Origin of the sequence: Rickettsia endosymbiont of Cantharis rufa (assembly GCF_964026445.1) — a bacterium.
Taxonomy (GTDB): domain Bacteria; phylum Pseudomonadota; class Alphaproteobacteria; order Rickettsiales; family Rickettsiaceae; genus Rickettsia.
The window spans coordinates 703,127-726,857 of record NZ_OZ032150.1; the positions used below are offsets into that span (position 1 = coordinate 703,127).

Here is a 23,731-nt window from a genome sequence, read left to right on the forward strand (position 1 = left end):
GTTAAAAAAACAAAAAATCATGGAAAATATAGAAACAATATTAAGGCTTGCTGAGGAAAAAATCTTATTAGTACAAAACTTAAAAGATCTACAAGAATATAAAGTAGAATTTTTAGGCAAGAACGGTATAGTGACCGGTGAGCTTAAAAAACTAGGTAGTTTAAACGAACAAGAGCGTAAAGAATTTGGTTTTAAAATCAATAAATTAAAAGATAAAATACAGAGTATAATAAAAGCAAAAGAAGAAATTTTAGAGGAGCAGGAACTAAATTTTAAACTTGCTGCCGATAAAATTGATTTAACAATCCCTGCAAGGAGATATAAACAAGGTTCTATTCATCCAATAACACAATGTAGTGAGGAATTAATACAAGTATTTTCACAATTTGGTTTTACTATAGAAAACGGACCGAATATTGAGAATGATTTCCATAATTTTACCGCTCTCAATTTTGAAGATGACCATCCGGCAAGACAAATGCATGATACTTTTTATTTAAAAGGGCAAGAAAACGATAAACCGATGTTGCTACGTACTCATACCTCAACAGTGCAGATTAGAGCAATGAAAAATGGTAAACCACCTTTTAGGTTTATAGCTCCCGGTAGGACTTATAGATCAGATTCGGATATGACTCATACACCAATGTTTCACCAAATAGAAGGGCTTGTTATTGATAAAAATATCAATATGGGGCATTTAAAATACGTTATTACGGAATTTATAAAAAGCTTTTTTGAAAATTCTAATATTGAATTACGCTTTAGACCTAGCTTTTTCCCTTTTACCGAACCTTCTGCCGAAGTTGATATTCGAATGAATAAAAACGATAAATGGCTTGAAGTGTTGGGATGCGGGATGGTTCATCCAAACGTGCTTAAGAATGTCGGCATCGATAGCAATGAGTATCAAGGTTTTGCTTTCGGGCTTGGGGTAGAGCGTTTTGCAATGCTAAAATATAATATTAAAGATTTAAGACAGTTTTTTGAAGGAGATATGCGCTGGCTTAAACATTATAATTTCGAAGGCTTTGATATACCGAATTTAGCAGGAGGGCTAACGAAATGAAATTTACATTATCATGGTTAAAGCAATTTTTAGAGACATCGGCTTCAGTTACTGAAATTGCCGAAGCTCTAACAGCTATTGGTCTTGAAGTAGAAGAGATGATAGATAAGGCGACAGAGTTACAAAAGTTTGAAGTAGCACATATTGCAAGTACTAAACCTCACCCGTCAACTGATAAATTAAAGCTTTGTGACGTTGAGACTAGAGGTGGAATGCTACAAATAGTTTGCGGGGCAAGCAATGCAAGAGTAGGTATAAAAGTAGTGCTTGCAAATATCGGAGTTGAGATACCAAACGGTAAGTTTAAGATTAAGGAATCTGTTATTAGAGGCGAAAAAAGCTGCGGTATGCTTTGCTCTGAAGAGGAATTATTGCTTGCTTCAGAGTCTGAAGGAATTATGGAGCTATCTGAAGATGCTGTCGTTGGAGAATCTTTTACTAAATATTACGGTTTAGATGACCCTATATTTGTAATTAATGTTACTCCTAATCGTGGTGATGCACTTGGAGTTTACGGCATTGCAAGAGATTTAGCAGCTAAAGGAATAGGAATACTTAAAGAGCTAGAAATTCCGGAAATAAAGAGTACATTTACTTCTAAAATGCAGCTTAACGTACAGGATAAAGAAGCTTGTCCTTTATTTACATTTAGAGAAATAAGAGATTTAAAGAATAAACCAAGCCCTGATTGGTTACAGAAATTATTAAAAAATGTTGGGGTAAAAACTATTTCAAGCATAGTCGATGTAACAAATTACATTTCCTATAGCTTCGGGCAACCAATGCATGCTTACGATGCGGATAAGATACGGGGGGGTATTAGCGTAGGTCGTCATTGTGATGATAGACAATTGTCATCTCGCGGCTTGACCGTGGGATCCAATGAAATTACTAGTGCTGTAAATTGTTCTATGGATCCCACGGTCAAGCCGCGAGATGACACTGATCGATTCCACGCCCTAAACGGCAAAGAATATTTACTTACCGAAAATGATTTAGTTATAAAAGATGAAAGTGGCATCCATGGTCTTGCCGGTATCATTGGCGGGGCTGATAGTAGTTGTCTAGATAGTACGACTAATATAATACTTGAAGCTGCTTGCTTTAATGCTAAAATTGTTGCAGCTAGTGGACGAAGATTCCAAATTGATACGGATGCTAGATATCGTAATGAGCGTAACATCGATAGAAATTTTACTGAAAAGGCTTTGGACATAGCAACTAATCTTATTTTGTCAATATGTGGAAACGGTGAAGTATCGGAAGTAGTGAAAGTAGGTGAAAAAGAGTCGAAAAAAAAACCTTTGGATTCTTCAACATGCTATTTAGAAAAAATTACAGGAATTAAACTAAATATCGAAGAGATAGAAACTATATTAAATAAATTAGGATTTATTACGGATGTTAAAGATGAGATTATAAAGGTAATAGCTCCTTCTTGGCGTCACGATATAACTATTTTAGAAGATATAGCTGAAGAAATCACTCGTATTTATGGTTATGATAAAATAGAGAGTATAAAATTACCCGAACTAGACCAAGATAATAATAAGCTAAGAGAGCATAAAAGAATCTCTAGTTTTAAAAGGATATTAGCAAGCAAAGGTTATGATGAAGTAGTAACTAATTCTTTTATGAATAGTGAAGATGCAAAATTGTTTGCGGAAGTGAAAGAAGAGTTATTTTTGCTTAATCCTATAAGTATAGAGGACAATTATATGCGCCCTACTATATTACCGAATTTGTTAAATATAGTAAGTAAAAATCTAGCACGCTCTATAAAAGATATAGCGTTTTTTGAAGTAGGTCCGAGTTTTATAGATTTAAATACAGAAGCAACTTATTTAACTGCAATTATAACCGGTTCATATAATAATAAGAACTCTCATTCGTTAGGGCGGAGCTATGATGTTTTTGATATCAAAGGTGATTTAGAGTTTGTAGCTGATTATGCAGGATTATCTATAGATAAATGTATAACCACAAATAGGACAGCAGTACCACAATATTATCATCCAACCAGAGCAGTAAATATAGGGCTTGGTAAAAATTTACTTGGCTCTTTTGGGCAGATACACCCTAAAATTTTGAAATATTACGATATTAACCAGGAAATATTTGCATTCGAGTTAAATATTACGAATTTGCCTTTATTTAAAGCTAAATTCGGTAAAAGAGACGAACTTACAGTATCGGATTTCCAAGCTAATTTTAGAGATTACGCATTTATTGTTGATCAAGATCAAGCGAGTGGTGAAATAATATCATATATAAATAATTTTAATAAAAAGCTTGTCAAATCAGTTATATTATTTGATATTTATAGCGGTGATAAACTACCTGAAAGTAAAAAATCTATAGCGATTAAAATAGAGCTACAAGCAGATGATCGCACGTTGTCTGATACTGATTTAAATTCGTTCAGTAAAGATTTAATTGCTGCTATATCGCAAAAATTTCAAGGAACATTAAGAGAATAACAATATGTTAAAATTAATAGTTGAAACAAAAACGTTAGTTCAGTCCTTAGGGTTTGCAAGTTCCGTTGTTGAAAAACGTAATGTAATACCTGAATATGCGAACATTAAATTATCGGCAAAAGACGGCAATCTAGAGCTTAGTTCTACTAATATGGATTTGTACTTAAGTCAAAAAATAGCAGTACAGGTAGTAAGTGAGGGTGAACTTACCGTTTCTACAAAAACTCTAAATGATATAGTCCGAAAAATTCCGGATTCTGAGCTTACATTAACTGATCTAGGTACAACGGGACTTGAGATCAAAGGAAAAAATTGTAAATTTAATTTATTTACTTTGTCGATTAGTTCTTTTCCTGTAATGGACGGTATTAACCCTGAAGCAGGTTTTAAAATTTCCTGCACGGATTTTGCTAAAATAATCGAATCAACAAAATTTTCGATTTCTTTAGATGAAACTCGTTATAATTTAAACGGTGTTTATTTACATATAAAAGACAAAGAGTTTTGTTCGGCAAGTACCGATGGGCATAGGCTTTCGATTTCATGGGTAACATTAGAGAAACAAATAAAGAATTTTGGAGTTATATTACCACAGAAAAGTGCAGAGGAAATTTTAAAAATAGTTAAAGATCCTAAAAATATAAATGCAGATATAGAAATTTTATTAAGTAGCAATAAAGTTAAATTTATATGTAATGAAAATACTATTATGTTATCAAAGCTTATAGACGGTACTTTTCCTGATTATAGTGCTTTTATTCCGGAAAGCAGCAGTTCAAAATTAGTAATTAATCGAAAAATATTTGCAGATAGCATTGAACGAATAGCGATAATAACCGTTGAAAAATTTAGAGCGATAAAATTATCATTATCTTGTGAAACCTTAGAGATTAGTGCTGTCGGCGAAGCAAGAGGCAATGCAAAAGAAGTTATTAATTCTTCACAAAATAAGGAAAATTTTTATGAATATAATAGTGATGAGTCTTTAATTATAGGCTTTAATCCGCAATATTTAGAAGATGTATTAAAAGCTGTGAAATCGGATTTAGTGGAATTATATTTTTCAGATGTTTCAGCACCGGTACTTATTAAATTTCCTGAGAATCCTAAAGATATTTTTGTCGTCATGCCTATTAAGGTATAAGTTTTATGAAAGTCGGAATATATAAGCATTACGAAGGAAAACTATACCAAGTTATAGATACCGCAAAACATACCGAAACTTTGAAAGAGTTAGTAGTTTATAAAGCATTATATGATGATTTTCAGCTTTGGGTAAGACCGCTTGAAATGTTTAACGGAAAGGTTTTATTAAACGGCAAAAATATTTCGCGTTTTGAATTTATTTCTGAGAAATAATTAAACCTGCCCTATATCATTCCCGCGAAGGAATTGTTGCGTGGAACGGTAAAATCCATTATGTCACCCCGTGACTTGACCACGGGGTCCATAAAAACAATAAAAGATACTAATATTATTAGTATCTTTAACTGGATCCCGCGATCAAGTCGCTGTATGACATCGAGTGGGTTTTCTGAGTAATACAACAACGCCAAAGGACAATGGGAAGAACGTATTATTTAGTTCAAATAATTTTTGACTAATAGCTAAAGCTTCTCTATTATTTCCCTCAAGCACCCTAATTAAATATTGGTTATGAAAAAAATTATCGGATTATTTTTTGTAATTGTACTTAGTGCAGTAAGTACTAGCATTGTGGCGTATGATTATCCAAAAACAGAGCGAGAGCAGAAATGGGACGAAGTAGGTTCTATAGCAGGTGAAGAAGGATTAGTTTTTAGACCGGGCAGGGTAAAAAACGAATCTACTAAGGCTGTAGGAGGTTCAGTTAATAAATATCTTTGGCAAGCAGCATTAGAGACTATAAGTTTTGCTCCTCTTGCATCAGCGGACTCAAACGGCGGTGTGATCATTATGGAATGGTATAGCCCACGCGCTAATCCTAATTTTCGATTTAAAATAAATATATTTATCAAAGACGATGTAATAAGCCCTGATTCAATTGAAGTGAAAGTATTTGAAGAAATGCTTAAGAACAAGCAATGGGTACTTAATGAGAATACTTCAAATCTTGCCATTACGCTTGAGGATAAAATTTTAAGAAAAGCTAGAGAGATATATATTAATAGTGCGAGGTAATATTCCACTCAGTGTCATACCGTGGCTTGACCACGGTATCTCAGGACACAGTTTGTGACACAAGACCCCATGGCCAAGTTGGCGTTGTTGCATGGCTCGATTTTCTTCCTGTTACCCTGTAATTTATTCACGAGGTCCAGTTAAAAATGCTAAAATTATTAATATCTTAAATTGTTTTTTGGATCCCGTGGTCAAGTCGAGAGATGACACTGAGTGCGTTTTTCGAACCACGCAACAAGGTCCACTCGCAATGACGATGCAGTATATAAATTATAAAAAAATATGAACCAAACAGAACAAAAATGGCAACAAATCTGGCAAGAAGAAAAAGCTTTTGAGGTATTAAACGAGAGTAATAAGCCCAAATATTACGTACTTGAAATGTTGCCCTATCCTTCCGGTAAAATCCATGTAGGTCATGTACGAAACTATTCTATAGGTGATGTGATTGCTAGATTTATGACTATGCAAGGTTTTAACGTGCTTCATCCGATGGGCTGGGATTCTTTCGGCTTACCTGCCGAAAATGCTGCAATAAAAAATAATTCTCACCCGAAAGATTGGACATATTCTAATATCGAGAATATGAAAAAGCAGCTAAAATCCATGGGTTTTTCTTATGATTGGTCTAGAGAGATAAATAGTTGCGATCCTGAGTATTATAAACATGAGCAGAAATTCTTTTTGGAACTTTATGAAAAGAATCTTGTTTATCAAAAAGAATCGCTTGTTAATTGGGATCCGGTTGATAATACCGTGCTTGCAAATGAACAAGTTGTTGACGGACGTGGTTGGCGTTCAGGTGCAATAGTCGAAAAACGCTACCTAAAGCAATGGTTCTTAAAAATCACTAACTATGCCGAAGAGTTATTAAATGAAATTCAGAATTTAACAGAATGGCCTGAAGCAGTTCGCTCTATGCAAGAGAAATGGATCGGTAAATCGATAGGTGCTAATTTTCATTTCAAAATTAAGGATAATAGACCTCTTAAGAAACTCGTTTATAGGGAGGAATTTGAAGGAGGCACGGAACACAGAACCGCAGCGTACACAAGCGTACGTGAGGATTCGAGTACTGAAGCGACGTACAAATTACCCCTAGAAGTAGAGTTTCCAAAGAGGTCTAATGAAGATACTACTGTAGAAGTATTCTCAACCAAACCCGAAACTATTTTTGGCGCTGGCTTTATAGGAATTGCCTTTAATCATCCGATAATAGAAAGGCTAGTTTCTGAAACTCCTGAAATATCAAACTTTATAGCTAAATGCTCAAATATAAGCGGCTCTGCAGAATTAGACAAAGCTGAAAAAGAGGGTGTAGCTACAGGTCTTTATGTTATTCATCCTTTTGATCCAAATATAATACTACCGGTTATTATTACTAATTTCGTGCTAATGAATTACGGCACAGGTGCAATTTTTGGCTGCCCTGCTCATGATGAACGTGACCATGAATTAGCTGTTAAAATGAATTTACCTATTAAACAAGTAATCAAAGCAGATATTGATGTACAAAAAACTGCTTATACGGAAGACGGGATTTTAATTAACTCAGATTTTCTAAATGGCTTAACTATTAATGAAGCAAAGCGAAAAGTAATCGAGGAATTTGAAAAATTAGAGATAGGCAAACGCAGCGTAAATTATCGTTTGAAAGATTGGGGGATTTCAAGACAGCGTTTTTGGGGTTGTCCGATTCCTATGATTCACTGCGAAACTTGTGGCATAGTTCCCATACCTTACAAAGACTTACCTGTTACTTTACCTGATGACGTAAACTTTGACGGTCACGGTAATCCGCTTGATCATCACCCTAGTTGGAAACATGTTAATTGTCCGAAATGCGATAAGCTCGCTATTCGTGAAACTGATACCCTTGATACATTTTTTGAATCATCTTGGTATTTTACTAGATATTGCAATAGCAATGCTACAGAGATGACCGATAAAAAAGCTTGTGATTACTGGCTACCGGTCGATAAATATATAGGCGGCATAGAGCATGCAGTAATGCATTTGTTATATGCAAGGTTTTTTACTAAGGTAATGAACGAACAAAATTACATAAGTGTTCGTGAACCTTTTAAAGGGCTATTTACTCAAGGTATGGTGCTGCATGCTACTTATAAAGATGAGCATAATAATTGGTTATATCCTGAAGAAGTAGTTAAAAAAGGTAATAAATTTTTTCATAAAGAAAGCGGTAGCTTAGTTGTACAAGGTCGTATTGAGAAGATGAGTAAATCTAAAAAGAATCTCATCGATCTTGAGACAATGCGAGAGCAATATGGGGCAGATGCAATTAGGTTTTTTGTGCTGTCGGATAGTCCGCCCGAAAAAGATCTAGAATGGTCGGCAAGTGGCATTGAAGGATGCTCACGTTTTATTAATAAGCTTGAACATATGTTTGAAGCGATAGCTTCTTTAAAAGATAGTGTGAATGGCGAAATTAATAAAGAACTTAGTAGATTAGTTCATTTGACTACAAAGCGCGTCGCTGAAGATATAAAACATTTTGCCCTAAATAGAGCAATAGCACGTATGCGTGAGCTTTCTAATGCTATATCTGCTGAGCTTAGTAAAGAAGTGATGGATGTAAAAACCGTAAGGCATGGCTTTAATGTTTTAGTACAACTACTAAATCCTTTTATCCCGCATACTACGGAAGAAATTTGGCAAAAGCTTGGTAATAAAGAGCGGTTACATAACTCAGCTTTTCCTGCATTTAATGAATCGATGCTAGAGTTAGACACATATGTTATGGCAGTGCAGGTTAACGGCAAACTCCGCGATACCTATGAGTTTAAAACTTCTGCAAGCGATGATGAAGTAAAGCAAATTACCGTTAATTTGCCAAAGGTACAAAAATTCTTAGAAAAAAAAGAACCTAAGAAAATTATTCTTGTCCCTCGCAAAATTGTGAATATTATAGTATGATGTTGGTTGTCACCCCGTGGCTTGACCACGGGGTCCGGTTAAAAATACTAAAATTTAGTATTTTTAAGTTGTATTTTTGGATACCGATACAAGCTTACGGTATGACAATAATATCTCAAGAGTTATATAATAACTTATTACTCTTTAGTTTACCCCGACCATCTGAGTCATGTTTGCTCCAATTTCAATCACCTCAAAAGTAGCCGGTTCAGTGAGTTTCATGCCCATAAGATTAAACTTAAATGTTGCTCTGTATATTCTTCTTCTGCTGCGAATTGTCATAATGTCCTAGATTCTCTTTAAGGTAATTACCCATACTTTTTGCTAGTGATTCCATTACATAATTTACTGCCAACCAACAAAATGCGATAACAATATTAATACTTAAAGCATTTTCATTTTTTGGTGAGGGTTCTGTTTCTTCCTGACGATTAATGTCATTCCCGCGAAATCGGAGAATCCAGTGTAAAGCGAGATAAATCAAGCTTTTAACTTTAAAAACTTGTTGTATATGCACGTTTTAATTACTGGATTCCCGCCTACGCGAGAATGACATCGAGCCATGAAACAACGCCTTTTTACAGCAATGACATAAAGTCAAAATCATAAGGTACTATATCTATAGCCTCTTTAAATAGAGTGTCTGATTTTATACCCAGAGTCAATTTATTATATTAATAATTTAATATTTTTATTAATTTATCTTAATTTAAATTAATGCATAAAAATGTCAATTTCATTCCAACCGATAAGGTCTAAATTAGCTCTTATCGGTAGAAAACGAAAGATGTCGTGAGCGAGTTCGAGCCTATTTTCTTTAAGTAGCATTTTTTGTAAAATATCTCTTAACTGATGTAAATAAAGCACATCTTTGGCTGCGTATTCTTGCTGTTCCGGAGATAAATTTTCAGCTCCCCAGTAAGAAGATTGTTGTTGTTTGGAAATATTTATGGAAAGTAGTTCTCGGCATAAATCTTTAAGACCATGACTATCGGTATAGGTTCTAACTAGTTTTGAAGATATTTTAGTACAAAATATATTTTCTAAATCTATACTCAAATATTTTTTTATGGCTGCTAAATCAAATCTAGCAAAATGAAATATCTTGCATCTAGTTTTATCTAGCAATAACGCTTTTAAATTAGGAGTAGTATAATCTTGATTTACAAAATGAACAAGATGGGCTTCACCGTTACCGTTACTAAATTGTAGCAAACATAGTCTATCTCTCTGTAGATTTAGCCCCATTGTCTCGGTATCTATAGCGATATCCCCTTCAAGTTCAAAATTATTTGGTAGGTCGTTTTGATAAATTTTTATAGTCATAAATTACATTCAATTCCCTTTAATCATGTTGTTTTGGATGTTATTTTCTATTTATTCTATGTCATTCTCGCGGAAGCGGGAATCCAGTCATTTTAAAGGTTATATACAATAAGTTTTTAAAATTAAAAGCTCAATTTATCTCGCTTTATGTTGGATTCCCGCCTACGCGGGAATGACATAAGCTTCATGCAATAACGCCTTTCGCTCCTCGCAATGACGACACCAGTCTTTACTTAGGAATATCTTTTATTGTAAACACCTGCTCTTTAGGATCCGCTACTCCTAAAACTTTCCTTGCTTGTTCTTCTAACATATCTTTATTTAGCGATTCCGTGCGGAGTAATTTGACATTATGTTCAAGCTCTACTCTTTCTGCTCGTAAGGTTTTTAATTCATCATAAGCTTTTTCAAGCCTCCTATTTACTTTTAAATATGCAATAATACCTTTATTACCATATATGCAATGAAAAACAAAGTATCCAAGCAGTAACGCTAAAAATATATTTAAAATTATTTTTTTAGAATGATTATTTAAATGTATTATCATAAGTTATAATGGACCAAATTTTTCGTCATTACGAGGAACGTAGTGACGAAGCAATCTCAGAATATTTGACGAGATTGCCACGCAGCCTACGGCTGCTCGCAATGACGATTAGGGTATACTTATAAGAAACAATACCGGGGCAGTTAAAATAATACTATCAAATCTGTCTAACACTCCTCCATGACCCGGTATTATGTGACCGCTATCTTTAATGTTAAATTTTCGCTTAAAATATGAAATAAATAAATCACTTAGTTGTGCTATTAATGCTAATATACAACTAATTATAAACAAATAAACTTTATTTGAAAAATAGTAATTTTCAATATGAAAGCTTGGTATAAAATTAACTAATACCGCAACTATACCTGCCGATAATACTCCCGCAATCAGGCCGCTCCAAGTTTTTTTAGGACTGATTTTTGGAGCAAATTTTGCTCCTTTAAAAGCTTTGCCGCCAATCATAGCGAAAGTATCTACGGACCAAATAATGCAAAAATACAACATTATAAGCTGGCTATTAGTATCTTCCAATAATATTAATAGAGCTACAGGGATTGGAATAATAATTAGTCCGATTAATTGATAAGGAATAGAAGAGTAGGTCATATTATACCACTCACTTAACATTCCCATACCTACTAATATCATTAGAATATAGAATAAAGGCTTAAACCATAATATAGCTACGACAAATAACAGCGCTAAAACTATACCGGACAGGATTCTTAAATATATATTTTGTTTATCTTTTGCCAAATGTTCTTTTCCTTTTTGAGTAATCATTTATAGCTTTCTGTATATCATCTTTATTAAAATCAGGCCAATATTTGGATGAGAAATATAATTCAGCATAAGCTGCTTGCCAAAGTAAAAAATTGCTGATGCGATAAACCCCACCTGGTCTTATTAATAAATCTACATCTGGCATTTCAGGGTCATATAAAGCGTACCCTATATCGCTTTCGCTTACTTCTTTTTTACCGCTTGCAATAATTTTTGTGCAGGCATCAACTATCTCTTGGCGACTTCCATAACTAAAAGCTATACAAAGCGTTATTTTATTATTATTTTTTGTTAATTCTATAGCATTATTTATTTGTTTTTGCAATGAACTACTTAATAAATTAAGCCTACCTATTACTTTTATCTTAACGCCGTTTTTATGTAAATTGTTTAATTCGGTTTTTAAATAAATACTTAATAGCTTTATTAAGAAATCTACTTCCGTACTTGAGCGTTGCCAATTTTCTGAAGAGAAAGTATATAAAGTTACATAAGGTATACCAAGGTTAATAAATTCAGGTAGTAATTCACGAATTTTATCGGCTCCTCCTCTATGCCCTTCAGATTTTGCTAGGTTATGCCGATCTGCCCAACGAGCATTACCGTCCATTATTATTGCTAAATGCTTTATGCTAGTCATTATTTTATATTTTAATTCTTTTGTCATACCGTGGTTTGAACGGCTAGTGTACGAACGTTCAAGATATCATTCCTGCGAAAGTAGGAATCCAGATAAATCGAGCTTTTAATTTTAAAAATTTGATGTATTTATATTTTTTCCTGGATTCCCGCCTACGCGGGAATGACATAAAACGAGCCATGCAACAACGCCCCGCTTTTAGCTAGGAATGACATAAAACAAGCCATAGGAAACAAAGCCTATATTCTAGGTATTTCAATTCTTACCGATAGTCCGCCTAAATCTTTACTGTCTTCTAGATAAATAAAACCTCTGTGATCGTTTATTATTTCTTTAGTAATAGCAAGCCCAAGTCCTACGTTACTTGCATTATCAAGCTGTCTTGCTTTATCCGATCTATAAAACGGTTTAAATACGAGATGTTTTTCCGTATCATCTATACCAATACCGTTATCTTCAATAATTATGGCTACGGTAGATGAATTATCTTTTAAAGATATTTTAATTTTAGTTCCATATTTTATAGCGTTACCTATTAAATTAGACAAGGCTCTTTCAAAAGAATTCGGTTTTATTAGCACTTTATCTAAATTAGCAGGTTTTATAAATTCAATATTTACATGTGACCATTTGTTTAAAAATTTTTCCATCCAAGGTAATAATAAAATTTCTTCAAATTCTTCTGTATTTTCGCCTTTAGCAAAATCTAAATAAGAATTTATCATTTGCTGCATAGTTAATATATCTTGCCTTAATCCTGTTGTTTCTTCGCTTTCTTCCATCAATTCAAGTTGTAGCTTCATCCTTGTTAAAGGGGTTTTAAGGTCATGCGAGATCATAGCAAGCATAGTGGTTCTTTTAGTAATTTGTTTTTCAATACGGGTTTTCATTTTTAAAAAAGCTAGTCCTGCTTTTCTTATTTCTAAGGCTCCCGAAGGTTTAAAATTCTTACCTTTTAAAACACCTTGACCAAATTTATCCATGCTATCCGCAAGAGCGAGTATTGATTTAATTTGATTTTTGGAGAAAATAATAGAAACGGAAAGTAATATAATAGTTAAAGATATAATCCATAAAACAAATATATATACTGTAGGATTAAGTAGTAATTTTGCAGGAAAAGTAATACATAATACTCCATCTTTTAATTCTAAAAATACTTCAATTTTATTTCCCTTATTCAGTTTAACTATATTTTTTTCATGGATTTTTGTAGCTAAAATATTTTTAAATATAATTAAAGGCTCACCTAATTTAGGCTGTTTTATAGATAATTTTTTATTAATCTGAAACTGATAGGATAAATTAAGATAATTTTCCGATAAATGGGTTATCCCTCTTGAATTATTTCTATGTTCTTTAATCAACGATTCTATTTCATTGATAATAATAGTACTGGTATAATATGAAACATTATACCAATGACGATCGTAAAACAAGAATATAGCAACAATTTGTCCTATTAAAATCGGAATGATTATAATGAACATGAATCGTATAAACAGCGTTCTTGGTAATAATTTAGATATAAAATGCATAGCCTTCATTACGCACGGTTTTTAAATATTTCGGCTCTTTTGGATTGTCTTCTATCTTACTTCTTATTCTTGTAATTTTTACGTCTATAGAACGCATACTAAGCCCACCCATAATTTTTGAAAGTTCAAAACGACTAGTGGATTTACCGGAATTTTTTATTAATATTTCAAGTAATTTTTGTTCGGTAGAGCTAAGAGATACAATTTGATTATTCTTAGTAAATTCTTTTGTATCAAAATTATAGAAATTATTGCCGAATTTAATTACACTTGCTTCTTTTTTAAAGTTATTATAATTATTGATTAAGTTATTTATCCGAAGTAATAATTCTCTTGGTTCAAAAGGTTTAGTTATATAATCAGAGGCACCGGCTTCAAGTCCTTTAACACGGTCACCTGCTTCCGATAAAGCAGTAAGCATAACTATAGGAATATTATTACCGGCATCCCTTATAGTAGTAGCAAAATCAAGCCCTGTTATTTCAGGTAACATAACATCTAAAATAATTAAATCATAATTAGAAGTTTTTAATAGATTTTTAGCCTCTATGACTGAGTTTGCTGTTGATACTAAAAATTCATTTTTATTTAAAAATTGCTGTAAAAGTGCTAATATTCTGCTATCATCATCAACAATTAAAATATGTGCTTTATGTGGCTGCATGCATACTCGTTTAATTTTAAAATTGGTGTTAGCTTTTCCATCATTGCGAGGAGCGAAGCGCCTTGTTGCATGGCTCGGTTTCTCCATTGTCACCCCGCGACTTGATCGCGTGGCCCAGTTAAAAATATTAAAATTATTAGTATTTTAGTTGTTTTTTGGATACCGTGGTCAAGCCACGGTATGACATCGAACGGGTTTCTCGAGCCATGCAACAAGGCCTACAGTCGCTCGCAATGACGACTGACAATACTTTAATATAAAAATAAATTAATGACAATGATAAAACTAGAGCAAATTTTTTGGCATGTTTGGATTAACGGTGATTTAGTTCCTTATCAATTTGCAAGAATTCATGTTTTGACTCATAGCCTGCATTATTCAGGATCGGTATTTGAGGGTGAGAGAGTTTATAACGGCAAAGTTTTTAAGCTAAAAGAACATACGGAAAGGTTAGTAAAATCAGCAGAAGCATTAGGTTTGAAAGTACCTTATAGTGTGGATGAGATAATAAAAGCTCATGAACTTGTAATAAAACAAAATAATATTAAGGATGGATATATAAGACCGCTTATTTGGTGCGGAGACGAATCGTTAAATATTACTAATCTTGAGTTATCTACTAATCTTTTAATTGCCGGTATTCCATCAATACCAAGGTCTTTTGAGAAAGGTATAAATTTGCATATAAGCCGCTGGCGTAAAGCAATGCCTGATAGCACGCCGGTACAATCTAAATCTGCCGCTCAATATAATATGGCAATAACGAGTAAAAAAGAGGCTAAAGCTCTTGGCTATGATGATGCATTATTACTTGATTATGAAGGTTATATCACTGAATGCACTACAACAAATATTTTCTTTGTTAAAGATAAAACATTATATACTCCGATTGCCGATAGGTTTTTAAACGGTATAACAAGACAAACTATTATTGAAATTGCACAAGATTTAGGTCTAGAAGTAAAGGAAGAGCGTTTGAAATTAGAGCAAGTAGAGAATTTTACCGAATGTTTTGTTACAGGTACGGCAATCGAGGTACAAAATATTGATTCTATAGATCTCGGCAGTAAAAAGATTATTTTCGATGATCATCAAATTGCAAATACCTTAAAAAAAGAATATGATCGTTTGGTTAGGGAGTAGTGAATATGTCATTCTAGCACTGGCACCTGAGTGTTAACTTAAGACTTGATGTCATTCCTGCTTTCGTAGGAATGACATACAAATATAATAAAATTTAAAATCTATCAAAAAAAAACTATGAGCAATATATTTAAAGGTTTAATTACCGCACTTATAACGCCTTTTAAAGATAATAAGTTAGACTTATATGCTTTAGAGAAAAGTTTAAAACACCAAATAAAGCATGAAGTCGATGCAGTATTAATTGCAGGTTCAACCGGAGAAGGTAGTAGCCTCTGCTTTGAAGAATATAAATTATTACTGCAAACTAGCGTAGAAATCGTTAATAAGCGTATTCCTGTAATAAGCGGGTGTTCGTCAAATAATACTGCCTATGCGTGCGAGCTTGCAGCGGAATCTGCAAAAATCAAGGTAGATGGTTTTATGGCTAGTCCTCCCTCTTATGTAAAACCTACCCAACACGGGATTTATAAGCATTTTGAGGCTATACATGAAGCATGCAATTTACCTATTATGTTATATTCGGCACCGACTAGAAGCGGAGTAGATTTTTCTGATGAGACGATATTAAAACTTAGCAAGTTATCACGTATTTTAGCATTAAAAGATTGTGGGGTAGATTTAGAACGTCCATTGCGGATTAGAGCAACAGCCAAAAAGGATTTCAGCATTTTAACCGGTAATGATGAAGTAGTCTTAGCTTTTAACGCTCAAGGTGGGGTAGGGTGGACTTCTGTAGCCTCTAATATTGTTCCCAATATATGTAAAGAGCTATTAAAAAAATGGAATAAGGACGATATTAAAGGAGCATTAGAAATCCATCAGAAATTACTGCCTTTATATAAAGCATTATTTATAGAATCTAATCCGATTCCGATAAAATATGCCGCACATTATTTAGGTTTATGTGAAAATGAAATTAGGTTCCCATTAACTGAAGCAAGTGATAGCGCTAAAAAACAAATTGAAAACATCATAACATCACTATCCATAAAAATATGACCGAACATAAGAAAGTTGTTGCGCAAAATAAGAAAGCACTTTTTAATTATTTTATTGAAGAAAGATTAGAAGCGGGTATTGTATTAAAGGGTAGTGAAGTACAGTCTTTGCGTCAGGGTAAAGCCTCTATAGAAGAAAGTCATGCGGCAGATACCGGAGATGAGATATTTTTGTATAATTGCCATATTGCGGAATATGAAAAAGCGAATAGATTTAATCATTCTACTAGAAGACCTCGTAAATTATTGTTGCATACTAAAGAAATAAAGAAAATTATCGGTAGAATTAGAATAAAAGGCTATACTCTAGTTGCTCTCTCTATGTATCTTAATAAAAAAAATAAAGTAAAAGTTGAGCTTGGTATTGCTAAAGGTAAGAAATTACATGATAAAAGACAATCTATAAAAGAAAAAGATTGGAAAAGAGATCAGGGTAGATTAATAAGACAGAAGTAATGGGTTTTATTTCTATATGTCATTCCCGAGTAGGCGGGAATCCAGATTTTGTGGTGTCATCCCGTGGCTTGACCACGGGATTTAAAATAATAAATTAGATACCGCGATCAAGTTGCGGTATGACAAAGGTACTGGATTCCCTCCTACGCGGGAATGACATATAAATACAATAAAGTAAAAACGATATAAAATTTAAAGGATATTTATGAAGCATATTATAGGTAAAATATTGGTTATATTTGTAGTTGTGATAGGAGTTTTATTTGTTTTCAAAACGATGAAAACTTATTCTACAAAGCCGATTTCCATAGAGGTTAAACAAAACGAAGATGGAGGAAAATGTGAAGAGGAAAGAGTACAAGAAATAATCAAAGATTATTTGCTTAAAACTCCGGAAATAATAATAGAATCAATTGAAGGTTTGCAAAAACGTAAAGTACAGGAAAATGAGACTAAAGTTAATAACTATCTAAAAGATAATAAGTTAGATATTGAAGATAGCACAAGCTTTCCTATCATAGGCAACAAAGACGGTGATATAACAATAATTGCTTTTTATGATTATAATTGCTCTTTTTGTAAAAAAGGTGATGTTTCTATAAACGAATTATTGCAAAATGATCCAAAAGTTAAAGTTGTATTACGACCGCTCCCTATCCTTGGAGGTGCTTCCGAATATCTTGCAAGAATAGTTTTAGCCGTTTATAAGGTTAATCCAAGTAAATTTAAAGCTGTTCATGATGAATTAATAAAAATAAGAAATGTTTCTAAGGAATCCATAGAAGAATTATTAACTGAGAATGGCTTAAATACTACAGAAATTGAAGAAATAGCTGATAGCACTGAGATTAAAGATTTAATTACTCAAAATATGAAAATAGCTAGAAGCCTTAGAATCCAAGGAGTCCCGGCATATATAATTGATTCAAAATTAATACCGGGGCTAATAGATTTTCCACAATTACTAAATATAGTTAAAGAAATTAGGGATGCTCATACTCGGTGAATTTCAAAAATTGGCGGTGTCGTCTAGCAAGAGCTGCGGTGCTCACGTATTAAGTATACGTTTCGCTCCTCGACTTGCAGACTCCCTGCTCTTTTTGAAATTGACCGTCGTATTCGTGAGCGTTCTCAGTTTTTCAGCTTTTTAATATTATTAATATGCGTGGCTCAAAAAAACGCATTTGGTGTTATACCGTAGCTTGACCATTAAATAATATTCTAATAGAGTAAACTATTTTATCTGATGAATGGGGAGATTATAAGGTATTAGAAAAGTTATATAATCATGAATATTTAAGAGAATCTGTGTCCACAAACACGATAGAAAGCTTTTGAGTGATGTTTAAGCGTGATATTACCATTTTATTAGAAAAAACACACATGGAGATATTTAAACAAGTTTGTATTTAGGTACAACCATAAAAACTATAATGTAAGCAATATGTTTATGCTATATTTTTAAATACAGGTAATTATTTATCTTATAAAGCATTGGTAAGTCGGTACGAAACTCAAAGTAGTTAAAAACGAAGAATTATCTTTTAACGAGGCTTTAGCAATTGTGGGTCAAGCTCCGTTAAAAATTAATTCTCCAGAGATTGAAGAAGACAAAGTCCCTAAACCATTTATAAAATGGGCAAGGGGGAAAAGAAGTCTTATTAAAGAGTTGTGCTTACGCTTACCTACTAATTACAATAATTATTATTAGCCTTTTATAGGAGGGGCACTTTTTTGCACTCATTACAAGGCAGTTAAGGATGGAGCTCGACCATTAATTGAGCTGTTAGCTAAGCATAAAGCTAATCACTCTAAAGATTATTACTATGCTGTTAGAAAGAACGCAAATAGCGATAACCCTATTGAGATAGCAGCACGTTTCATATACCTTAACAAGACTGATGCGGCTATAGTTTTCCAGAAAGTTAATAATAGACGATATTAACAGTAGGGATAAAAATGCCGGATATAGAGCCAAAGATATATCCAGCTGAATTTAAAGAATCAGCGATTAGATTAGCTATTGAGTCTAAGCAACCTTTTGCTCAAGCAGCTAGAGAACTAGGAATTACGAAGTATAGTCTATATAATTGGGTTAATAAACATTCAAAACTCAAGGAAGTAATGAGATATGAAGAACATCTGTATGATGAATTAAGGAGATTGAAGAAGAACTAGATAGAGTAACACAAGAACGTGATCTATTAAAAAGGCTGCCGCGTACTTTGCAAAAGAATCCCAATAAGGTACGCATGGATAAAGGAAAACAGAGGTAATTTTTCCATTTCTGCTATGTGTAAATTTATGAAAGTATCACGTAATGGTTATTATGAATGGTTAAATAATCTTGGATGTAATAGGGTTAAAGAAGGTAATGAATTAACAAACAGAATTGAAATTATCTTTAAAGAAGGTAGAGGTAATTATGGAACTAGACCTATTAAAAAGGAACTATCACGGCAAGATATAACTGCTAGTAGGAGACGCATTGCAAGACTAATAAAAGAAGCTAATTTGCTATGTAAAACTAAACGTAAATTTAAAGCCATTACTGACTCTAATCATAATAAGCAAATTGCTCCTAATTTATTAAATAGAGAGTTTACAGTTTATGCTGCTAATTGTTATTGGGTTGGAGACATAACCTATGTGCCAACTGGTGAAGGCTGGCTATATTTAGCAACTGTTATTGATCTATTTTCTAGAAAAATTATAGGATGGTCTATGAGTAATAACATGAGAGCTGATTTGGTTAATAATGCTTTATTAATGGCAATATGGCAACGTAAACCAGCAAAAGGGCTTATTTGGCATACTGATAGAGGTAGTCAATATTGTTCTGATAGTCATTTAAAAATTATAAAAATATACAAAGCTTGGCTTTACAGAGGCAGATCAGGTTAACCTTTACAAAAAATGCAGAGAATTAAATAAGGAAGGTGTATATTTTATGCTTTCAAATTCAGATAGCGATTTTATAAAGAACTTATACAAGTCTTTTAGTATATATCATGAATATCCAATGACTTGGGAAAAACAAATTGTTTTACGTGTCAGTCTTTTGCATCTTGTTCTAAGATTTAAGTTACCCCGTTCTATCCGTTGAGTATATTTTTTACTAACAATGTGTTTTTTGGGATCTAATAACCTAGCATAACTTCCCTATCCATCTGTAAAGTAAAAAGTAACCTTAAAATCCTCCAGTTTTTTTCAGTAATGATTCTGATGTGCTATCACATCTTGTACCAAAAGTATAAGCAACTACTTTTAACAAAATCTTATCCAAAGAATACCAAAGCCATCTTTGTTTGGATTTATTCTGTACATAAGGCCATTGTTCATCTATTTCAGGAGCAATAATTACTTCTATCGTATTGATAGAATGATTTATCTTTTTTAACGCTAGATTTTTTTAAAACACGGATAACCGTATTGATACCCACTTTTAATACTCTTACTGTATCCCTAACTCCAGAGCCATTGATTGACATATCTACTATCTGAGTCTTGACTCCAGGCTTAGAGGCATTATTAATATATTACAGTTAAAAATATCGATTACACTGCTTGCATTGATATCTCTGTTGTTTTGAAATTGAATATCCCGCCTTTACTACTTTTTCTGTGTCGTTATAATATCTACACTTAACATCTATTCTTGATCTACACTTAACATCTATTCTTGTCATAACTCCTTAACTATAATTCTCTCTTATTACTGTTTGAGGATTATAGACTATTCATGCTAAGCTGCAATACGGGGGGGCGACCAAGAGTAAGTTAATTGTGAAGTGAGTAGACCACCGACTATGGCAAGCCCTAGCGACCTTCGCTCTGCTCCTGTTGCTCCGACTCCAAGAGCAATGGGCATAGCTCCCATTAATGCAGCTAAGGTAGTCATTATAATAGGTCTGAATCTTATTATATATGCTTCATAGATTGCTTCATGCGAAGATTTATTGCCGGTTCTCTCAAGTTCTAAAGCAAGGTCAATAATCATGATAGCGTTTTCTTAACTATACCAATTAGCATAATCAGCCCAACAAATCCGTACATATCAAGTTCGCTATTAAATATTAGCAAGGTAAGTAATGCTCCAAATATAGCCGTAGGTAGCCCCGAAAGGATTGTTATAGGATGTACAAAACTCTCATATAACATGCCAAGAATTATATAAATAACTATAACGGCAAGTCCGAGCAATAAGCCAAGATCGGAAAAAGACGACTGAAGTGCTTGAGCTGCGCCTTGGAAGCTGCCTGTTATGGTTGCAGGCATTTGTAGCTCTCTTAAAGCCTCATTAACTTTTGGAACGGCGTCACTAATTGAATATCCATCTTGTATGTTAAATGATACCGTAACCGAAGGTAATTGTCCGAAATGTGAAATACTAAGAGGACCAACAGTATTAACAATTTGGCCGCGCCCCCGTATTGCAGCTTAGCATGAATAGTCTATAATCCTCAAACAGTAATAAGAGAGAATTATAGTTAAGGAGTTATGGCAAGAATAGATGTTAAGTGTAGATCAAGAATAGATGTTAAGTGTAGATATTGTAACGACACAGAAAAAGTAGTAAAGGCGGGATATTCAATTTCAAAACAACAGAGATATCAATGCAAGCAGTGTAATCGATATTTTTAACTGTAATATATTAATAATGCCTCTAAGCCTGGAGTCAAGACTCAGATAGTAGATATGTCAATCAATGGCTCTGGAGTTAGGGATACAGTAAGAGTATTAAAAGTGGGTATCAATACGGTTATCCGTGTTTTAAAAAAATCTAGCGTTAAAAAAGATAAATCATTCTATCAATACGATAGAAGTAATTATTGCTCCTGAAATAGATGAACAATGGTCTTATGTACAGAATAAATCCAAACAAAGATGGCTTTGATATTCTTTGGATAAGATTTTGTTAAAAGTAGTTGCTTATACTTTTGGTACAAGATGTGATAGCACATCAGAATCATTACTGAAAAAAACTGGAGGATTTTAAGGTTACTTTTTACTTTACAGATGGATAGGGAAGTTATGCTAGGTTATTAGATCCCAAAAAACACATTGTTAGTAAAAAATATACTCAACGGATAGAACGGGGTAACTTAAATCTTAGAACAAGATGCAAAAGACTGACACGTAAAACAATTTGTTTTTCCAAGTCATTGGATATTCATGATAAAGTCATCGGAACTCTTATTGAACGTATAGCATTTAATACCCACATCTGCAAAATGGAGGTGCGATACATTTGTTTGAGGAGAATATGCTTTAGTAGTAGTATACTCAATACCCTCAATGCTTAAGAACAATTCAAAAGCATGATACTCTATATTGCCCTTATATTTACCACCTCTATCAGTTAGAATACGAAGTACTGGTATTTGCTGACTCTCATACCACGGCAGTACTCTATCATTAAGCATGTCAGTAGCGGTAAGAGCTGTTTTATCAGTATATAATTTAGCATCTGTAACCCTAGTATAGCTATCAATAAATACCTGAGAATATACCTTGTCTATACCTTTAAAATTACCTACATAATATGTGTCTTGGCATCCTAGATAATCTGGATGCTGTGTATCTATTTCTCCATGAGCTTCTTTCTCGCTACGCCGTTTCTCTAATACTTGTAACTGAGCTTCGGTAAGAACAATACCATCCTGAGCCATTTTTACTTCTAATGCTTTAAGTCTTTTATTGATATTATTTAAATCATTACGTAGCCAAATTGATCTAACCCCCCAGGTGATACAAGAATACCAGTCTTTTTAAGCTCATTTGATACTCGCATCTGACCATAAGCTGGGTATTCTACCGCCATATCTAATACTGCTCTCTCTACCGCAGGATCAACTCTATTTGCTATAATTAGCTTCTTCCGGCTAATCTCATATAACGCCTCTTCTCCCCCAGTTTCATATAGCTCTTTGAACCTATAATAACTGTCCCTGCTGTATCCCATAGCTTTACACGCTGACGATATACTTCCAAGACTCCTAGCTAATCCCAGTAATCCTATTTTTGGCTTTATTATTTTTTGATTTAGATTCATCTCTAATCCTCTACACATTATCTTATAATGATTTTGGGGTCTTTGATTGTGAAGATGATGTAGTATACGTATAATAAAGCTATTATGTCATTTCGTTGACCGCAGGAATCTAGTAAAAAGCGAAATTATTGTCATCACGCAACTTGATTGCAGAATCTCAGCACAGCCTGTGATACAAGATCCCGTGGTCGTAGCCGCGGGATAACTAAAAAATGGATTCCTGCTTTTAGCTAGGAATGACGTAATTGATTGCTAGTTTAGCATCAGGCGGACGTACATAAAGCGGTTCGATAGAGCTATTTAACTTTATACCACTAAGCAACCTACTAGTAATATATCTACAAATAACCCAGGCTTTAACTCGTGCAAAACGCAACAAGGTTATTATACTCGATAAATGAGTAATTTGAGGATAAATAAATTCAAGTCCGCTACCGCAACAAACTATATTCCCCTTCTCATTTGCAAGCAGCTTTATAGCATACTCGAAATCTATCAATAACGGCTCCTCTATTTTTCCTGATTTATGAAAAACTTGCATATAAAGCTGTGAGCGATAAGCATTTAAAAAGACATATATTTTATCATGGTCTTTAACTTGAGTTATGGCTCTAAAATAGGCATATTCAAAATTGCTAACCGCTACTGCTTTAATATTTTCCTTGGCAAATAATATACCTTTAGCACTAGCAAGTCCTATTCTAATACCGGTAAAGCTACCGGGACCTAGAGTTACCGCTAAATAATCTAGATCATCATATGAACATTTAGCTTCTTTTAAGGCTTCTTCTATCATCGGCATTAGATTTTCTGCTTGCATAGAAGGGCGTAGTTCTTCCGTATATGCAAGGATATTCTCATTTTCAGATATTGCTACCGACGCAGTATTATTGGCTGTGTCAAATGCTAGTATTTTCATAGATTATTAT

The 23,731-nt window shown here is 33.5% G+C and carries 23 protein-coding genes and 4 pseudogenes; 14 read left to right on the forward strand and 13 right to left on the reverse strand.

What is annotated here, in order from left to right:
* Nucleotides 1-19: 19 nt before the first annotated feature.
* The 6 genes from pheS to leuS all read left to right on the forward strand — a co-directional run bounded on the left by pheS (nucleotide 20) and on the right by leuS (nucleotide 8,646).
* The gene (pheS, locus tag AAGD46_RS03955) at nucleotides 20-1,069 is read left to right on the forward strand and encodes a phenylalanine--tRNA ligase subunit alpha (protein WP_341787835.1); all 1,050 of its coding nucleotides are present in this window, start codon (nucleotides 20-22) and stop codon (nucleotides 1,067-1,069) included.
* Nucleotides 1,066-3,549: a phenylalanine--tRNA ligase subunit beta gene (pheT, locus tag AAGD46_RS03960; protein WP_341787836.1), complete on the forward strand. Its 2,484-nt coding sequence runs from the start codon at nucleotides 1,066-1,068 to the stop codon at nucleotides 3,547-3,549. The genes pheS and pheT overlap by 4 nt, the downstream gene beginning before the upstream one ends.
* Nucleotides 3,550-3,553: 4 nt before the next feature.
* Nucleotides 3,554-4,693, forward strand: coding sequence for a DNA polymerase III subunit beta (gene dnaN / locus AAGD46_RS03965; RefSeq protein WP_341787837.1), 1,140 nt, complete (start codon nucleotides 3,554-3,556; stop codon nucleotides 4,691-4,693).
* A 5-nt stretch (nucleotides 4,694-4,698) separates the two neighbouring features.
* Nucleotides 4,699-4,908 (forward strand): DUF1653 domain-containing protein, encoded by a 210-nt coding sequence (locus tag AAGD46_RS03970; protein WP_341787838.1) that lies wholly within the window; start codon nucleotides 4,699-4,701, stop codon nucleotides 4,906-4,908.
* Between the two features lie 297 nt (nucleotides 4,909-5,205).
* On the forward strand, nucleotides 5,206-5,709 hold the full coding sequence (locus tag AAGD46_RS03975; RefSeq protein WP_341787839.1) for a DUF3576 domain-containing protein: 504 nt from the start codon (nucleotides 5,206-5,208) through the stop codon (nucleotides 5,707-5,709).
* 282 nt (nucleotides 5,710-5,991) lie between these two features.
* Complete coding sequence (gene leuS / locus AAGD46_RS03980; protein ID WP_341787840.1) at nucleotides 5,992-8,646, forward strand: leucine--tRNA ligase; 2,655 nt, start codon at nucleotides 5,992-5,994, stop codon at nucleotides 8,644-8,646.
* Between the two features lie 144 nt (nucleotides 8,647-8,790).
* On the opposite strand, the gene AAGD46_RS03985 is transcribed toward leuS, so the two are convergent.
* The 7 genes from AAGD46_RS03985 to AAGD46_RS04015 form a co-directional block, all read right to left on the reverse strand.
* Nucleotides 8,791-8,928: a hypothetical protein gene (locus AAGD46_RS03985; RefSeq protein ID WP_341787841.1), complete on the reverse strand. Its 138-nt coding sequence runs from the start codon at nucleotides 8,926-8,928 to the stop codon at nucleotides 8,791-8,793.
* Between the two features lie 432 nt (nucleotides 8,929-9,360).
* The gene (locus AAGD46_RS03990; protein WP_341787842.1) at nucleotides 9,361-9,972 is read right to left on the reverse strand and encodes a ribonuclease D; all 612 of its coding nucleotides are present in this window, start codon (nucleotides 9,970-9,972) and stop codon (nucleotides 9,361-9,363) included.
* A gap of 229 nt (nucleotides 9,973-10,201) precedes the next feature.
* Complete coding sequence (locus tag AAGD46_RS03995) at nucleotides 10,202-10,519, reverse strand: septum formation initiator family protein (protein WP_341787843.1); 318 nt, start codon at nucleotides 10,517-10,519, stop codon at nucleotides 10,202-10,204.
* 108 nt (nucleotides 10,520-10,627) lie between these two features.
* The gene (locus tag AAGD46_RS04000) at nucleotides 10,628-11,305 is read right to left on the reverse strand and encodes a phosphatidate cytidylyltransferase (protein WP_341787844.1); all 678 of its coding nucleotides are present in this window, start codon (nucleotides 11,303-11,305) and stop codon (nucleotides 10,628-10,630) included.
* Nucleotides 11,265-11,972, reverse strand: coding sequence for a polyprenyl diphosphate synthase (gene uppS, locus AAGD46_RS04005; protein WP_341787845.1), 708 nt, complete (start codon nucleotides 11,970-11,972; stop codon nucleotides 11,265-11,267). The genes AAGD46_RS04000 and uppS overlap by 41 nt, the downstream gene beginning before the upstream one ends.
* A gap of 212 nt (nucleotides 11,973-12,184) precedes the next feature.
* Nucleotides 12,185-13,483 (reverse strand): sensor histidine kinase, encoded by a 1,299-nt coding sequence (locus tag AAGD46_RS04010; RefSeq protein WP_341787846.1) that lies wholly within the window; start codon nucleotides 13,481-13,483, stop codon nucleotides 12,185-12,187.
* Nucleotides 13,467-14,147: a response regulator transcription factor gene (locus tag AAGD46_RS04015; RefSeq protein WP_341787847.1), complete on the reverse strand. Its 681-nt coding sequence runs from the start codon at nucleotides 14,145-14,147 to the stop codon at nucleotides 13,467-13,469. Before AAGD46_RS04015 ends, AAGD46_RS04010 begins: the two co-directional genes overlap by 17 nt.
* A gap of 270 nt (nucleotides 14,148-14,417) precedes the next feature.
* Between AAGD46_RS04015 and AAGD46_RS04020 the strand changes: the two genes are divergently transcribed.
* The 7 genes and pseudogenes from AAGD46_RS04020 to AAGD46_RS04050 all read left to right on the forward strand — a co-directional run bounded on the left by AAGD46_RS04020 (nucleotide 14,418) and on the right by AAGD46_RS04050 (nucleotide 19,651).
* Nucleotides 14,418-15,290, forward strand: coding sequence for a branched-chain amino acid transaminase (locus AAGD46_RS04020; RefSeq protein WP_341787848.1), 873 nt, complete (start codon nucleotides 14,418-14,420; stop codon nucleotides 15,288-15,290).
* A 117-nt stretch (nucleotides 15,291-15,407) separates the two neighbouring features.
* Nucleotides 15,408-16,292, forward strand: coding sequence for a 4-hydroxy-tetrahydrodipicolinate synthase (gene dapA / locus AAGD46_RS04025; RefSeq protein WP_341787849.1), 885 nt, complete (start codon nucleotides 15,408-15,410; stop codon nucleotides 16,290-16,292).
* Nucleotides 16,289-16,747: an SsrA-binding protein SmpB gene (gene smpB, locus AAGD46_RS04030; protein WP_341787850.1), complete on the forward strand. Its 459-nt coding sequence runs from the start codon at nucleotides 16,289-16,291 to the stop codon at nucleotides 16,745-16,747. The genes dapA and smpB overlap by 4 nt, the downstream gene beginning before the upstream one ends.
* 205 nt (nucleotides 16,748-16,952) lie before the next feature.
* Nucleotides 16,953-17,753, forward strand: coding sequence for a DsbA family protein (locus tag AAGD46_RS04035; protein WP_341787851.1), 801 nt, complete (start codon nucleotides 16,953-16,955; stop codon nucleotides 17,751-17,753).
* A 504-nt stretch (nucleotides 17,754-18,257) separates the two neighbouring features.
* Nucleotides 18,258-18,468 (forward strand): annotated as a pseudogene (locus tag AAGD46_RS04040) (hypothetical protein); the annotation flags it as partial.
* Nucleotides 18,469-18,706: 238 nt separating this feature from the next.
* A complete protein-coding gene (locus AAGD46_RS04045; protein WP_341786680.1) occupies nucleotides 18,707-18,925 on the forward strand; it encodes a transposase in 219 nt (72 codons plus the stop codon).
* Nucleotides 18,926-19,030: 105 nt separating this feature from the next.
* Entirely contained in the window at nucleotides 19,031-19,651 is a 621-nt protein-coding gene (locus AAGD46_RS04050; protein ID WP_341787891.1) for an IS3 family transposase, read from the forward strand.
* A gap of 105 nt (nucleotides 19,652-19,756) precedes the next feature.
* Here the strand turns inward: AAGD46_RS04050 and AAGD46_RS08980 are convergent, their stop codons facing one another.
* The 4 genes and pseudogenes from AAGD46_RS08980 to AAGD46_RS04060 all read right to left on the reverse strand — a co-directional run.
* The gene (locus AAGD46_RS08980) at nucleotides 19,757-19,873 is read right to left on the reverse strand and encodes an IS1 family transposase (RefSeq protein ID WP_410525968.1); all 117 of its coding nucleotides are present in this window, start codon (nucleotides 19,871-19,873) and stop codon (nucleotides 19,757-19,759) included.
* Nucleotides 19,874-19,937: 64 nt separating this feature from the next.
* Nucleotides 19,938-20,138 carry an IS1 family transposase gene (locus AAGD46_RS08985; RefSeq protein ID WP_410525969.1) on the reverse strand — a complete coding sequence of 67 codons (201 nt, stop codon included), beginning with the start codon at nucleotides 20,136-20,138 and terminating at the stop codon, nucleotides 19,938-19,940.
* Nucleotides 20,095-20,238 carry an IS1-like element transposase gene (locus AAGD46_RS08990; RefSeq protein ID WP_341786690.1) on the reverse strand — a complete coding sequence of 48 codons (144 nt, stop codon included), beginning with the start codon at nucleotides 20,236-20,238 and terminating at the stop codon, nucleotides 20,095-20,097. Before AAGD46_RS08990 ends, AAGD46_RS08985 begins: the two co-directional genes overlap by 44 nt.
* A gap of 254 nt (nucleotides 20,239-20,492) precedes the next feature.
* Nucleotides 20,493-21,166: pseudogene (locus AAGD46_RS04060) on the reverse strand (efflux RND transporter permease subunit); the annotation flags it as partial.
* An 81-nt stretch (nucleotides 21,167-21,247) separates the two neighbouring features.
* On the opposite strand from AAGD46_RS04060, the pseudogene AAGD46_RS04065 reads away from it, so the two are divergent.
* A pseudogene (locus tag AAGD46_RS04065) lies at nucleotides 21,248-21,954 on the forward strand (IS1 family transposase); the annotation flags it as partial.
* Between the two features lie 42 nt (nucleotides 21,955-21,996).
* Here AAGD46_RS04065 and AAGD46_RS04070 read toward each other — a convergent pair.
* A pseudogene (locus AAGD46_RS04070) lies at nucleotides 21,997-22,802 on the reverse strand (helix-turn-helix domain-containing protein); the annotation flags it as partial.
* 226 nt (nucleotides 22,803-23,028) lie between these two features.
* Nucleotides 23,029-23,721 carry a tRNA (adenosine(37)-N6)-threonylcarbamoyltransferase complex dimerization subunit type 1 TsaB gene (tsaB, locus tag AAGD46_RS04075; protein WP_341787852.1) on the reverse strand — a complete coding sequence of 231 codons (693 nt, stop codon included), beginning with the start codon at nucleotides 23,719-23,721 and terminating at the stop codon, nucleotides 23,029-23,031.
* Nucleotides 23,722-23,731 lie beyond the last annotated feature (10 nt).